Origin of the sequence: Stenotrophomonas sp. SMYL8 (assembly GCF_036320065.1) — a bacterium.
Classification (GTDB): Bacteria; Pseudomonadota; Gammaproteobacteria; order Xanthomonadales; family Xanthomonadaceae; genus Stenotrophomonas; species Stenotrophomonas maltophilia_A.
Genome location: NZ_JAWIRR010000002.1, coordinates 241,265 through 255,248 on the forward strand (window position 1 = coordinate 241,265; position 13,984 = coordinate 255,248).

Consider the following 13,984-nt stretch of genomic DNA (forward strand, 5'->3'; position numbering starts at 1 on the left):
TCAGGGCGTGGTGCTGGCCGCCAGCAGGTGGTTGATCGCCCAGCGCAGCGCCAACGGTTTGAACGGCTTGTTGAGCAGGGACAGCCCAACGCCGCGCACCGCCTCGCGCGTATCGCTGCCGGCATCCGCACTGAGGATCACCGTCGGCCGCGGCCCATGCATGCCTACCAGGCGCTTCCACAGCGCAACACCGGTATCGCCATCATCCAGGTGATAGTCGAACAGCCACAGCGCCGCCTCGTGCGCTGACGGTCCGATGTCATCGGCTTGGCCTGCCGCGATGACATCGCAACCCCAGGAAAGCAGCAGCTGCCGCATCGCCTCCAATGCGTCCGGGTCGTTGTCGACCACCAGCACGCGGACTCCCTTGAGCGCGCTGCTGCCGGCTGCCGGCGGCGAGCTGCGCGGGGTCGCAGGGGGTGCTGCGCGTTGCACGCTGATCGAGAAGGCCGAGCCGTGCTCGGGCACGCTGCGCAGGTGCAGGGGTGCGTGCAGCAGGTCGGCGATGCGGTGCGCGATGGTCAAGCCCAGGCCCAGTCCCTGGCCGTTGCTGCGATCGACCCGGTGGAATTCCTCGAACACCACCGCCTGCTGCTCCGGAGCAATGCCGGGGCCGGTGTCATGCACACCGATCAGCAGTGCCTGTCCCTGGCGGCGCACACCGAGCAACACACCGCCATGGCGGGTGTAACGAATGGCATTGGCCAGGAAGTTCTGCAGCACCCGGCGCAGCAGCAGGGGGTCGCTATGGACCCAGGCCTGGCTCCGTACATGGCGGAACTGCAGGCCGCGCGCCGCCGCCAGTACCGCGAACTCCTGCGCGAGCGGATCCAGGACGGTCGACAGCGCGAAGGGGCGTGGATCGGCGACCAGTCCACCCGCCTCAAGCCGGGAGATATCCAGCAGCCCGGACAGCAGGTCGTCGGTGGAGTCCAGCGCACCACGGATCTGGCGCAGGAAACTGTCGAGGAACTCCGATTCGATGTGCTGCGACATCGCATCGGTCAGCAGCTGCGCCGCATGCAGTGGCTGGATCAGGTCGTGGCCGACCGCCGTCAGGAAGCGTGTCTTGGCAACGTTCGCGCGCTCGGCTTCGTGCACTGCCTGTTCCAGCCGTGCGGTGCGGTCCTGCACGCGGCGCTCCAGGGTTTCATTGCTGCGCTTGAGCGCTTCCTCGGCACGCCGGAAGGCCGTGACGTCGGTGAAGGTGGCCACGTAGCCACCGCCGGGCATTGGATTGCCACGGATCTCGACGATGGTGTTGTCGGGGAAGATCCGTTCGGACAGATGCGGCGTGCCACGTCGCATGTGTGCGGCGCGACGCTGCAGGGCCTTGTCGCGAGAGTCACCAGGGCCGTCGCCGATCTTCAGTTCGGCCAGCGCCCACGCTGTCAGATTGACCACCGGCTGCCCGACCTGCAGCAACTCGGGCGGAAACTTGAACAACGCGGCGTAGCGGCTGTTCCAGGCCACCAGCTGCAGCTGCGCGTCGACCACGCTGATGCCCTGACTCATGTTTTCCAGCGCCGCTTCCAGCAGGCGCTGGTTGAAGCGCAGCGCCTGAGTGGCTTCGCCTACAGCGCGGGTTACCGCATCCAAGGGCGCGGCACCGCCATCACGAGCGGCCTCCACCAGCAGGCGCGCCATGCCCGCGCCGACCACGGCGCTCAGTTCGCGTTCGATGGTGATGACCCGGTCGTCGTCCAGCAGCTGCCCTGCATGCCCATCCATCAGTTGCCGGGCCCGCTCCTGGCCGAGGAAGCGTCCGGCCGTCCTGCGCAGCGAGGCTGCCGCCACCGCATCCCGTCGTCGCGGCAACGAGGGACGCACCGCGCGCGACACCAGCGCAACCGTCAGCAGGTTGACCGCCAGACTGGCGCCCATGCTGATGGCGATATGGCCCGACTGCAGGCGCAGCGAGACCACGGACAGCCAGTGCAGGTCATCGGGGCCCGAGGCGGGCGGCGTGGCAGGGATCACCATCGGCAGCAGCACCAGCCACAGCCAGGCCAACGACCCCAGCACGATGCCGGCGATGATGGCCGGAGAGGGCGTGCGCGGGCGATACACCGCCAGCAGGACCGCCGGTGCCAGCTGCGAGAGGGCGGTGAAGGACATCAGGCCGAAATCGCTGAGTGCCTCGGTGTCGCTCATCGCCCGGCTGTACAGCCACGACATCAGGAACACGGCGAGGATGCCGGCACGGCGGAAGGCCAGCACGCGTGGACGCAGGTCGGCCGCCGCGGCACCGCCGGCAATGCCGTCCAGCAACCGTGAGCCGAAGCCATGGTTGCCGAGCATGATCGACAGGGTCAGCCCCGAAAGGATCATCATGCCGGTGGCGGCGCTCAGGCTGCCTAGATAGGCCAGCAAGGCCAGCAGGTGGTGGCCACCGGCCTGCGGCAGCGCCAGCACGTACAGGTCAGGCGACACCGATGCGGGCAGCTGCGCGGCACCGGCCAGCGCCATCGGCACCGACGGAAGCCCGATCAGCAGCAGGTAGACCGGGAACAACCAGCGTGCCGTCCTCAGGTCCGAGGTCTGGCGCAGTTCGACCACGCCGACATGGAACTGGTGCGGCAGGGTAAACGCGGAGATCGCCCCCAGCGCGACCATGGTCAGATAGTCCGGCATGATGGCCGGTGGCGGCAGCTGCGCCATCTTTTCCAGCAGCGGCGTACCCGCCTGGCGCACCGACAGCGCCGCATAGAGGCCAATGGCGAGCAGCGCCACCAGCTTCAACACCGACTCCAGCCCCAGTGCGACCACGATGCCACGATTGGGCTCGGTGGCCGATGCCTTGCGTGCACCGAACAGCAGCGTGAACGCGGCCATCGTCAGCGCGAACCAGAACGACATGTCCAGCTGCGCGGCAGCAGGCGCGAAACGATCGCCCAGCAGCGCGCCCAGGCCCTGACTGACAGCCTTCAACTGCAGGGCGATGTAGGGAATGATGCCGAACAGTGCCACCAGGGTGATGGTGAAGCCGAGGCCGCGATCGGCACGCAGTCGTGCGACGACCAGATCAGCGATGGTGGCACTGTTGTGCTGCTTGGCCAGCCGCCCCAGGCGGAGCAGGAAGGGCAGGCCGAACGCAAAGATCAACGCCATGCCGGCCAGGGTGGGTGGAATCGGGAAGCCCCATTGCAGTCCCTGCGAGGCCGCGCCGTAGTAGGTCCACGCGGTGCAGTGCACGGCCAGCGACAGCGCATAGATGAGCGGCCATGCCTTCGAAAGCCGGTGCCCCCTGCGCTCACCCCACAGCGCCACGCCAAACAGCAGTGCGGTCCATGCAATGCAGGCGAAGAGGACGATGGAGGGCGTCAACATCGCTCCAGTGTAGGGAGAGAACCGGGCAGGGTGGTGCTAGGGAGCGACCACGATCAGTGACAGCTGCTCAGCGACCAGTGCCAGCTCGTCATCGGCAACCCGCTCGACGGCCTTGCGCTGGGTCAGCAGCCACTGGCCGGGCTGGCGCGCGTCCAGCGACAGCAGCTGCGAGCGTACCCGCACCCCGGACCCGCTGGGTACCGGCGCCAGGAAGCGGACCTTGTTGAGGCCGTAGTTGAGCACATGGGCGATGCCGGGGAAGCCGGTGAGGGCGGCCACATCGTCCTGCACGGTGAGCGAGAGCAGCAGGAAGCCGTGCGCGATGGTCTGCCCGCCCGGCAGCTGCGTCTGCGCGCGGCCTGGATCGACGTGGATCCAGTTGTGGTCGCCGGTGGCGTCGGCAAAGGCATCGATGCGCGCCTGGTCCACGTGGGTCACGCCACTCACCCGCTCGCTGGCCGCCCACTGCTGCAACGCCTGCAGCGCGGGAGGCAGGTTGCTGTCTGCACTCACGCCACACGCTCCAGCAAGGTCAGGATCGCGTCACGTGCCTCTGGCTCGGACAGCATCGGAGCGTGTCCCACATCCGGCACTTCCACCAGGCGGGCACTTTCCGAGGTGGCCGCCATCTGCCGCGCGACATCGGCCGGCAGGATGTCGGACAGCGCACCGCGCACCACCAGTACCGGCACCCGTGCGGTCAGCCCACGAACCGCATGCCACAGCACCGGCCGCAGCAACCACAGCAGCCAGGGACGTGTCGTTCGGATCACGGCCGGATCGTAATCCAGCTCCAGCAGTCCATCGCTGCGCGGGCGGAAGGTGCGCACCGCCATCTGCCGCCAGTCGTCGGTACTGAAGCGAGGGAACGCGGCCTTGCCGATGGATTCCACGTAAGCGGTGGCCTGCACCAGGTCCATCGGCGGCACCGGCTTGCCGGCGTACTTGCCGATCCGTGCCAGCGCCTCACGCGGCACCTTGGGGCCGGCATCGTTGAGCACCGCGGCCGCGATCCGCTCGGGCGCGCGCGAGGCAAGGGTGATGGTCACCAGAACGCCCAGCGAGGTGCCGACGAATACCGCCTTGGCGATGTTCTGCGAGCGCAGCAGCGCAACCATGTCATCCGCATAGGCACGCGGGTTGTAGCTGGACGGATCATATGCGCGTTCCGACCCTGCGCGACCGCGCAGGTCGACCGCGATCACGCGCCAGCCCTCGGCGGTAAGCACATCGGCAAGCGCATCGAAATCGGCGCCATTGCGGGTCAGCCCGGGAATGCAGACCACCGTGCCACGCGCTGTCTGCCCCGCATCGGGTGCATGGTCGCGCGCGTGCAGGCGCAACCCATCATTGCTGTTCCAGTACAGGTCGTCGTAAGACTGCGTCATGCAGAAGCTTCCTGGAGATCGTAACGGATGCGCTAGAAATCGTAACGGACGCTGAGGCTATATTGGCGCGGCGGACCATAGAAGCCAATCAGCGTGCCGACCGCCGGGATGTTGTAGCCGGTGGTGCGGTATTCCTTGTCGGCCAGGTTGGTGCCCTGCAGCGAGAAGGTCCACGCATCATCCAGGCGCCAGATGACGCCGGCATTGACCAGCCCGTAACCCTGCTGGCGGATCACCGGGCTGAGATCAGTGGTCGGCCACACTTCGCTCTGGTAGCTGTAGCTCACCCGTGCCGACAGGTTGCTGCCGTTGGCCAGGTCGGTGCGGTATTCCACGTTGAATGCACCTGAGAATTCCGGTGCATTGGTGAACTTCATCTGCCTGGCAACGTTGACGCCACGATCCATGTACTCGTCGTACTTGGTATCCAGCCACGCCAGGTTGCCGGAAATCAGCCAGTGCTGGCTGGGCAGGTACTGGTACTCGACTTCCAGGCCTTTGACCGTACCTGCGCCGGCATTGGTGAAATCACCGAAGAAGGAGTCATCGACACCGTCGCCATTGGTATCCAGGCCGGTGAACACCGACAACTGGATGTCCTTGTACTTGTTGTAGAAGGCCGACAGATTGAGGAACAGGCGCTGGTCGAGGAAGGCCATCTTGCTGCCGACCTCGTAGCTGTCCACGGTCTCGTCGTCGAACGGCTCGGCCGAGCGTGGCACGGCCACCGCGTTGGCGCGGATGTTGTAGCCACCGGACTTGAAGCCACGCGTGGCCAGGCCGTAGACCATGATGTCCGGAGTGATCTGGTAGTCCAGCGAGACCTTGGGCGAGACGTTCTTGAAGTTGGTCTTCTTGTCGAAGTCCGCGGTCACCGCCACCGGCCGGCTGAAACCCGGGTCGGCGTACAGGCGGTTCAGCACGATCGCGCGCTTGTCCTCGTCGGTGTAACGGGCACCGACATCCAGCTTGAGTTTGCTGGTCAGGTCGAAGGTCCAGTCCGCGTACAGCGCGATGCTGTCGGACAACACCTTGCCCTGGTTGTCGGCGAACTGCGCACTGAAGTAGTTGTTCTGGATCTGGCCGCCCGCCTCGCCACTGAACTGGTACAGGCCGACCACACCGCGCACCCGGCCGCCGGCATCGTAGTTCAATTGCACTTCGTTGCTGACCTGGTCGTCGTGATAGGTGCCGCCCACGTCGGCCAGCTTGACCGGCGCGGTATCGAAGTCGATGTTGGCCTCGCTGTCCGATTCACGCTTGGCGACCACGTACTTCAGCGCAATGTCCTCGTTCGGCCGCCAGTTCACCGTAGCCGAGGCACCCTTGCTCTCCACGTTGTTGAGGTTGCGCATGCCCGAGCGGATGTCATAGCGGCTGTCCATCGGCGGGTATGCGCGCAGGAACGGATTGGGCGCCAGCATCTTCGAACCGCGCATGCCGGACTGGTCATCGATCCAGTCCAGTGCGAACTGCACGTCGAAGTCATCGCCCGCGTACGCGCCGACGTTCAGTCGTGCAGCATTGATCTGCTTGTCACTGACCGGCTGGCCGTTGAAGGTGTTCTCGCCAAACCCGTCGTGGTTCATGCTGGCCACCGCCACACGGGCGCGCAGGCCACTGTCGGCGCCGCCAATCGGGCCGCCGATGGCCGCCTTCGCATCCAGCTGGCTGTAGTTGCCCACGGTGATCTGGGCGAAGCCCTCGGTCTGGGTGGGCAGGCCGCGCGAGATGTACTTGATCGCGCCGCCGATGGTGTTCTTGCCGTAGAGCGTGCCCTGCGGGCCGCGCAGCACCTCGATACGCGAGACATCGAACACATCCAGCAGCGCACCCTGCGGACGTGCGATGTAGACGTCATCCAAGTAGATGCCGACGCCCGGGTCCGCGCCCCAGGTGGGGTCGGACTGGCCGATGCCACGGATGTAGGCGGTGACCGTGCTGCTGGCGCCGCGCGCCGCGTAGATGGTCAGGTTGGGCACCTGCGCATCGAGGTCGCTGATGTCCTGGACATTCATCTTGTCCAGCGCCTCGGAGGTAAATGCGGTGACTGCCACCGGCACCTCCTGCAGGGTTTCCTCACGCTTGCGCGCGGTGACCTTGATGCTGTCCAGGTTGGTCGGCGAAGCGGATCTGCCTGCCGTCGGTGATTCCTGTGCCAGTACCGGCCCCGTGGCCAGCAGCGCGCCGATCATGAGACTCAAACAATTCCGTTTCATTCGGTCCTCCCCCAGGCATGAGCGTGCGGATGGCCCATTGCCACCCCTGCAGCCAAGGCTAGCGGTGTCATGGGCAAGCAGCGAGTGGACCTAGGTCCAGTCGGCAGCGGCCCGTGGATGCGGATACTGGGCGCGCCCCCAACCGGAAGCGGTCCCCGGTACTCCTTCATCCACGACTCACGCACGAGGATCTGGCCATGAAATCCGGAATCGATTCGATCAAGGCGGTACTGCTGGTGTTGTGCAGCTGGCTGGCGATGGCGGGCAGCGCGGTTGCCGCTGGCCCGGCCGGTCATTGGGATATCGGCCTGTACGGCAATCTGTTCGGCGCCCGCGAGTACCAGGTATGGGTGCCGGCCGGCTATGACGACAGCCAGCCGCTGCCGCTGCTGCTGGTGCTGCATGGCTGTGTGACCGGGCCGAACCTGATGGGCGAGGCGTCAGGCTTCAATGATGTGGCCGACACTGAGGGGTTCATCGTGGTCTACCCCCGGCAGAACGTCACCTCCAATCCGGCCCGCTGCTGGAACTGGCAGCTGCCGGTCAACCAGGCCCGCGACAGCGGCGAAGCGTCGATCCTGGCCGGCATCGTGGACAAGGTGAAAGCGGGCTACAGCGTGGATCCGCACCGGGTCTATGTCACCGGCATTTCCGCGGGCGGCGCGATGACCTCGATCATGCTGGCCTGCTATTCGGATGTGTTCGCTGCCGGCGCCATCCACTCCGGCGGCATGTTCAAGGGTGCGACCACGATTTCCGGTAGCGCCTATGCGTTGCTGGCCGGCAGCATCTATTCGCCGGACAGCAATGGCCGTCTGGCGTGGCAGTGCTCGGGCTCGCCGTCGCCGCGACCGCTGCCGGTGCTGGTGTTCCATGGCAGCGCCGATCTCACAGTCAATCCGGTGAACGGCCAGCAGGCGGTGCGCCAGTTCCTGCAGACCAATGATCTGGCCGACGACGGCCTGGACAACGACTCGGTGAAGTACGTGCCGACGAGCACCTATCACGGCCAGGTTCCGGGTGGGCGTGCGTATACAGTGGATACCTACGCCTACGGTGGCAGGACGCTGGTGCAGCACTATGTGGTGCAGGGCATGGGCCATGCGTGGAGCGGCAGCCAGTCCGGCCTGCCGTTCACCGACCCGAAGGGGCCGGATGCCACGCTGATCACCTGGTTGTTCCTGAAGGACTACCAGCGCTGAGGGGAAGGGCAATCCTTGCCGGTGCGGGAGCCACGCGCTCCCACATCGGTCAACGTGGCTCCTGCGGCCGCTGATCGTCGGCGTCCGATACTGGCTGCCGAGTGCCTCGTTCCGCGAGGAAGCGCTTGGGTGGTGCACCCACGGTCTTGCGGAACATGGTCACGAACGCTCCGGCACTGTCGTATCCCAGGTGGTCCGCAACGGCCTGTACTGTCCTGCCTTTGGCCAGCAGGGGCAGCGCGACCACCACATGCAGCTGACTGCGCCAGCGCCTTACGCTTAATCCGGTTTCTCCAGAGAACAGGCGCGACATGTTGCGCTCGCTCATTCCAATCCGGCTCGCCCAGACTTCAAGCGTTGCCCGTTCGGCTGGCGTGTCCAGCATTGCGTTGGCCAGCCGGCGCAACCTTGCATCGGATGGCATGGGCAGATGGAGCCACTCCGGTGGCGCAGCAATCAGCTCATCCAGGAACACGCCCATCAGGCGGTCCTGCGCGCTACCAGGCTGGTAGTGCCCGGGAAGGGCGGATGCCCGCTCCAGCAGGGCCTGCATGAACGGGGTGATCGCCATTGCAGCGCAGTGCGTCGGCAGCCCCGGCACGACACCGGGTTCCACGAACACCACGAACCCATGCGGCCGCCCACTGCTGCTGGCCCGATGGGAAAGGCCACCGGGAATCCAGATCGCGCCCTGGGGGGGAACCACCCACAGGCCGGCTGCGGTCTCCAGCATGATCAAGCCGCGCGTGGCAACCAGCAGCTGTGCCTTCCGGTGCGCATGGAAGGGCATCTGCCAGGCATCTGGAATGGGGTCCAGCCCAAGCACCATCACCGGAAGATCGACACGGTCCGGATAGTCGGGCCCAACCTCGCTCAGCCCCGCAATCGAAATCTCCACGCCGGACCTACGACTCAGAGCTACGCCGGGCAGTACGGCGGCGCTTACTTGTCATCGCGTGCCGACTCCGCTTCGCGCCTGCGCCAGACACAGATCAGTCCCATCAGGACATGGACGATCGGCGTGTCCTTTCCTGCGGGTTCGGTGGTCCGTGGCTGTTCAATCACGCTGACATCCTCTCTTGTTGAGGATGAGAAGCGTATGGGTCAACCCGACAGGCGTCATTCGACAGTTCCGCCAGGTGATTCACCAATCCGGCCATCTCTGTCGACGTGGCCCCAGGGAGGGGAGGGTTCGGCCCAGGATTACAGCGCCGGAACCGTGATCCTCTGCAGGTCGAGCTTGGCCCTCAGAGCGTAGTGCTTGCGGGTGACCGGCACGACGCAGGTCAGGCGAGGATCGACATAGTCCTTGAACAGCGGCGGACGCGGGGAAGACAGGTAGAACCCGCGATCCTGCTTGACCGCCGCCGGCAGCAGAACCTCGCTGAGGTCGCTGTCGGAGGCATCGGTGACGAGGCAGGGCGCATGGCGGAACCCGAGCCGGCGCAGCAGGTACAGGCGATGGGAGCCATTGGTCAGCACCATGCGCCTGCCGAACCGGGTGGCGCTGATCAGGTTGTCACTGAAACCCAGATAGATGACGACGGCGTGGCTGGCTGCGCCGAACGGCTCGTAGTCGGCGATGGCAGCCGGATCGAGGGTCGCCACATCGAGGAAGCGCAGGTCGTTCGAGGTGGACGCGAAGGTGTAGCTGCCATCGGACTGGGTGAAGCGCACTTCCGGATGTGCATGGCTGCCGCTGCGCGCGACAAGCTGCATGACCTCCTGCGCGCTGGGCGAGGCGGTCAGGGATGCCGCCAACTGGTCGATGTGACGCAGGTTGATGCACTCCTGGAAGATCACCAGTCGATCGATATCGACCATCTGCCAGCTGCGGGGCAGAACACTCGTCATGCGGTGCATCGAGGGTTGCCGCAGCGCCTGCTCAGCCAGCGGCAGCATCTCATCCGGCAACGCATGGACATTGATGGCGTCGGCCTCACCGGCTTCCTCCTGCCGCAGCCTCAGCACCTCGGCACGTGCCGTCCGCCATTCCTCCACCAGCGCAGCCTCGTCGAAGCGTCCCGGTGGGCAACGCTCCCGTACGAAACGGATGAACTTCGGCAAGGGAAACATCCCTTTCAGCAGAAGCGTGGGATCCAGGCCGTCGTCTCTGATCTCGCTGCTCATCCCTCTCGCCTCTCGTAGGTCATATCGACAACGGGCCACTGGCGTCATTCGTCACGCCAAAATAATATGTTATATCGTAACATTCAGGTGCCTTGGCGGCAATCGCCCTGCAATGTCGCGGCGATGGTGGCTTGGCTGCTCCGTATCCAATGCAACGCGATCCAACGCAATGCGCGGGTACATCCACTGACGATAGGAGATGTTCATGAACGAGCTGATTGAGCTGGGTGTAGTGGCAGGACAGCAGAACCCTGAGGATCAGGGCATGGGTGGCGAACTGATCGAGCTGGGCTCGGTGGTTTCGGAAACGAAGGCGCACAACCACGGCACGTTGTGGGATGGCGTGTTCCCGACCACGTCGCCCTGATCTACCGCGCAATGTCGCATCTGCGGTGCATGCCCTGCATGCACCGCTTCTCCGGTTCCGGCGCAGGAGCGCATGATGGAGCAGGCTGCCGCCCCGTATTTCCTGTCAAAGCACGCCCACGTCTGTGTCACCGGCGATGCGATGGTGATTCTGGACCAGGCCACGGGAAAGTATCTTTCCCTTGAAAAACGCGGCGCCGCAGGCCTTGGCAAGCTCGTTCTCGATTGGCCCCTGCAGTCCGATGACGCAAGCACGCCAAGGCTTCTGCAGGCCATGATCGACCGCCGCCTGATCACCGCGGATCCGCAGCAGGGGAAATCCGCTGCCAGCCCTGCCATTGCGCTGCCTCGGTACTGGGCGCGCGAAGGCGCGCCGCGAGGCCGTCCGCCCATCATGGCGTGCGACCTGCGTCGATTCATCGCCTCGTGCGCCTATGCCGCCTGCAGCAGAACGTTCCTTCCTTTCAGTTCCACGGTGTCGGCCGTGCGCCGTCGGGCGGATCGCGGCCACAGCCGGCCGGTAAGCGCTGAAGAACTGGCCCTGCGGGTGCGGGTGTTCGACTGGCTTCGACCCCTGGCCTTCAGGAAAACCGATGAGTGCTTTCTCTACTGCCTGGCGATGCGCGGATTCCTGTCGAACTACGGCATCGTTCCGGCCTGGGTGTTCGCCGTCAGAACCCAGCCGTTCGCCGCGCATTGCTGGCTGCAGCACGGCGATCAGGTGTTGACCGACATTCCCTTCAACCTGCGCCGGATGGTTCCCATCCTGGTGCTGTAACGAAACCTGCCATGTACCGATACATCGCCGTGCTCTGGAACACCCACTCGGAATCCGCGACGGCGCAGGCGGAACGCATCGTGGAAAGGATCGGCGCCAGGCTGCCCGGCATCGCCTGCGTGTTGAACGACAACGGCGCGGCGATCCATGTGCATAGCGACAACCACGGCTATTTCGAATGCAATCGCTCGAACGCGCTGGTGGTACTGGGCAAGCTGTTCGACAAGACGTTCGGCGAAGGCAAAGTGCCTTGCTGCGTGAACCTGGATCCCGCCACAGCGGACGCCGCCTGCAGCAGCCAGGGCCGCAGCATCGTAGAACACTACTGGGGCCGCTACGTGGCGTTCGGCTTCCAGCAGGAAACGTCGAGCTGGTTCGTCCTGCGCGATCCCACTGCGGAGATCCCGTGCTATATGACCACGGTGGGCCAGTTGACGCTGGTCTTCTCCAACATGGAAGACTGCCTGATGCTGGGTCTGCGCGAATTCAGTGTTGACTGGTCCTTCCTGTCGTACTCGCTGCTGTACCCGTTTCGTGATGGCCTGCAGACCGGCTTCGAGGAGGTCACGGCGGTCGAAGCGGGTGAAGCGGTTTCAATCCGCGATGGAGAGCCGGTGGGCCGGCACTGCCAGTGGGACGTGGTGCGGCTGGCCCGCGACGCGCCGATCGAAGATCTTCAGGAAGCCGTGTCGCTGGCGCGTTCCACGCTGCTGGGCTGCATCGGTGCATTGGCCAGCCCGCACCGGCGCATCCAGCTGCAGCTGTCAGGCGGGCTGGATTCCTCGATCATCCTGGCCGGCCTGTTGCAGGCGCCGTCGGCACCTGAGGTGACGTGTGTCCATCACTACGATGAGGGCATCGGTGCCGACGAACGGCTGTTCGCGCGGATGGCAGTGCAAGGGGCCAGTGATTCCTCGGGCAGGCGTTGCGAATACATCGAGTACCGAAGGCAACCTCACTGCGCGCTGGAAGAGATCATGACCTTCCCGCGTACAGCCCGGCCGGCGCATTGTTCCGGCTATCTTCTCCACCGCCGTGAAGTGGCCTTCGACGGTGACACCGTGCAGTTCACCGGCGTTGGCGGTGATGCGGTGTTTCTGCGTTTCAAGGGCAATGCCGCTGCGATCGACTACGCCTGGCGGCGCGGCATCGACCGGGATTTCTTCCGCGTCGCCTTCGAAACCGCGCAGTCTGGCGATTCACTGTACGGCGTGCTGAAGGATGCGATGGTCCATGGTCTGCTCAAGCGGCCAGGCAGCATCAATGGTCGTTGGGGCAAACCCTGCCCATGGGTGCGGGTGGACCGCGCCGAACAGGATGGCATGCAGCCGGCCTGGTTGCGGCATGCGCAGGCGCAGGGGCATCGCGTATCACCCTACAAGCTGGCCCATATCGGCCGCATGGTGTTTCCGACCAGCGTCCTTGATCCCTTCGAAGGTGCAGGCCACTGGCATGGCGTATCGCCGATCAGTGCGCAGCCGCTTGTCGAACTGTTCGCGCGCATTCCGCTGCACCTGCTCATCGCGGACGCGGAAGACCGCACCATCGCGCGGCGTGCAATGAAAGGCCTGTTGCCGGAGGTGCTGCTGTCGCGGAAGGTGAAATCCTATCTGGATGATCACTCCGTGGCGGTCACCCAGGGGCACCAGCAGTTCATCAGGAATCTTCTGGTCGATGGAATGCTGGCCAGGCGCGGCTATCTCGACAGCGCGCTGGCCGATGCCGGCATCCAGCAGGTCAGCCCGGACCACTCGTCGCAGGTGCTCGGCATCTTCGGCCCGCAGATCAACATCGAAGCGTGGCTGCGGCGCTGGTCCGGCCAGCGTGGCGCGCAGGCGGCCGCCGTGGCCTAGGCGCTGCGGCTCATTTCTTCCAGGTACAGGCTCTCAAGATCGTTCGCGGTGATCGTGCTGGCATCCAGTGTCCTGCGCAGGCGACCGGCCCGCATCAGGCCGATCGTGGTCGCCACCTCACGGGCACGGAACAGATCGTGGGTGGCCATCAGGATCGCCGTGCCGCGATCGCGTTCCCGCACGATCAACTCATGGAATTCGGCTGACGCCGTTGGGTCCAGGCCCGAGGTGGGTTCATCCAGCAACAGGGCGCTGGCTTCCTTGACGATGGCCAGTGCGATGCCGACCTTCTGCCGCATGCCCTTGGAATAGAGGCCCACGCGTCGCCCGAATGCGTCGGTCGCCAGACCAGCGGACCTGAGGGCGTCCTTCAACCGCGCTGGCGAGCGTTGCTCGACACCGGCCAGGCGGGCGAAGTAGTCCAGATTCTCGTAGCCGGTCAGCTCGTCGTACAGCGCCACGGTCTCGGGGATGTACAGCAGCCGCCGGCGTACCTCCTGCGGCTGCTGGTGCGCACTGAGACCGTCCACTTCGGCCGCACCGGAGGTGGGTTTCAGAAAGCCAAGAAACAGCTTGATGGTGGTCGACTTGCCGGCGCCGTTGGCGCCCAGCAGGCAGAATATCTCGCCCGGCTTCACCTCGAAGCTGACGTCATCCAGCGCCCGATGTGCACCGTGTTCCATGACCAGGCTTTTTGCAGACAGCATGTGGACGTCTC

Annotated in this window: 11 protein-coding genes; 4 read left to right on the forward strand and 7 right to left on the reverse strand. The window is 65.2% G+C overall.

Annotated features, from left to right (window positions below):
- From V3B25_RS03155 to V3B25_RS03170, 4 genes are read right to left on the reverse strand one after another with little or no spacing between them, the layout of a single operon-like run.
- Entirely contained in the window at positions 1–3,330 is a 3,330-nt protein-coding gene (locus V3B25_RS03155) for a PAS-domain containing protein (protein WP_049422245.1), read from the reverse strand.
- 36 nt (positions 3,331–3,366) lie between these two features.
- The gene (locus tag V3B25_RS03160; RefSeq protein WP_049422246.1) at positions 3,367–3,843 is read right to left on the reverse strand and encodes a MaoC family dehydratase; all 477 of its coding nucleotides are present in this window, start codon (positions 3,841–3,843) and stop codon (positions 3,367–3,369) included.
- On the reverse strand, positions 3,840–4,718 hold the full coding sequence (locus V3B25_RS03165; RefSeq protein ID WP_049422247.1) for an alpha/beta hydrolase: 879 nt from the start codon (positions 4,716–4,718) through the stop codon (positions 3,840–3,842). The genes V3B25_RS03160 and V3B25_RS03165 overlap by 4 nt, the downstream gene beginning before the upstream one ends.
- A 32-nt stretch (positions 4,719–4,750) precedes the next feature.
- Positions 4,751–6,913 carry a TonB-dependent receptor gene (locus tag V3B25_RS03170; RefSeq protein WP_329810128.1) on the reverse strand — a complete coding sequence of 721 codons (2,163 nt, stop codon included), beginning with the start codon at positions 6,911–6,913 and terminating at the stop codon, positions 4,751–4,753.
- A 221-nt stretch (positions 6,914–7,134) separates the two neighbouring features.
- Between V3B25_RS03170 and V3B25_RS03175 the strand changes: the two genes are divergently transcribed.
- Complete coding sequence (locus V3B25_RS03175; protein WP_049422249.1) at positions 7,135–8,139, forward strand: PHB depolymerase family esterase; 1,005 nt, start codon at positions 7,135–7,137, stop codon at positions 8,137–8,139.
- Positions 8,140–8,188: 49 nt separating this feature from the next.
- Here the strand turns inward: V3B25_RS03175 and V3B25_RS03180 are convergent, their stop codons facing one another.
- Positions 8,189–9,037, reverse strand: coding sequence for a helix-turn-helix transcriptional regulator (locus V3B25_RS03180; RefSeq protein WP_201119256.1), 849 nt, complete (start codon positions 9,035–9,037; stop codon positions 8,189–8,191).
- A gap of 305 nt (positions 9,038–9,342) precedes the next feature.
- Entirely contained in the window at positions 9,343–10,215 is an 873-nt protein-coding gene (locus V3B25_RS03185; RefSeq protein WP_329810129.1) for a hypothetical protein, read from the reverse strand.
- Between the two features lie 259 nt (positions 10,216–10,474).
- Between V3B25_RS03185 and V3B25_RS03190 the strand changes: the two genes are divergently transcribed.
- The 3 genes from V3B25_RS03190 (at position 10,475) to V3B25_RS03200 (ending at position 13,266) form a co-directional block, all read left to right on the forward strand.
- The gene (locus tag V3B25_RS03190; protein ID WP_162292259.1) at positions 10,475–10,636 is read left to right on the forward strand and encodes a hypothetical protein; all 162 of its coding nucleotides are present in this window, start codon (positions 10,475–10,477) and stop codon (positions 10,634–10,636) included.
- 75 nt (positions 10,637–10,711) lie between these two features.
- Entirely contained in the window at positions 10,712–11,413 is a 702-nt protein-coding gene (locus V3B25_RS03195) for a lasso peptide biosynthesis B2 protein (RefSeq protein ID WP_329810048.1), read from the forward strand.
- 11 nt (positions 11,414–11,424) lie between these two features.
- Entirely contained in the window at positions 11,425–13,266 is a 1,842-nt protein-coding gene (locus tag V3B25_RS03200; RefSeq protein WP_329810049.1) for an asparagine synthase-related protein, read from the forward strand.
- On the opposite strand, the gene V3B25_RS03205 is transcribed toward V3B25_RS03200, so the two are convergent.
- Positions 13,263–13,973: an ATP-binding cassette domain-containing protein gene (locus V3B25_RS03205; protein ID WP_201119252.1), complete on the reverse strand. Its 711-nt coding sequence runs from the start codon at positions 13,971–13,973 to the stop codon at positions 13,263–13,265. The genes V3B25_RS03200 and V3B25_RS03205 overlap by 4 nt on opposite strands.
- Positions 13,974–13,984 lie beyond the last annotated feature (11 nt).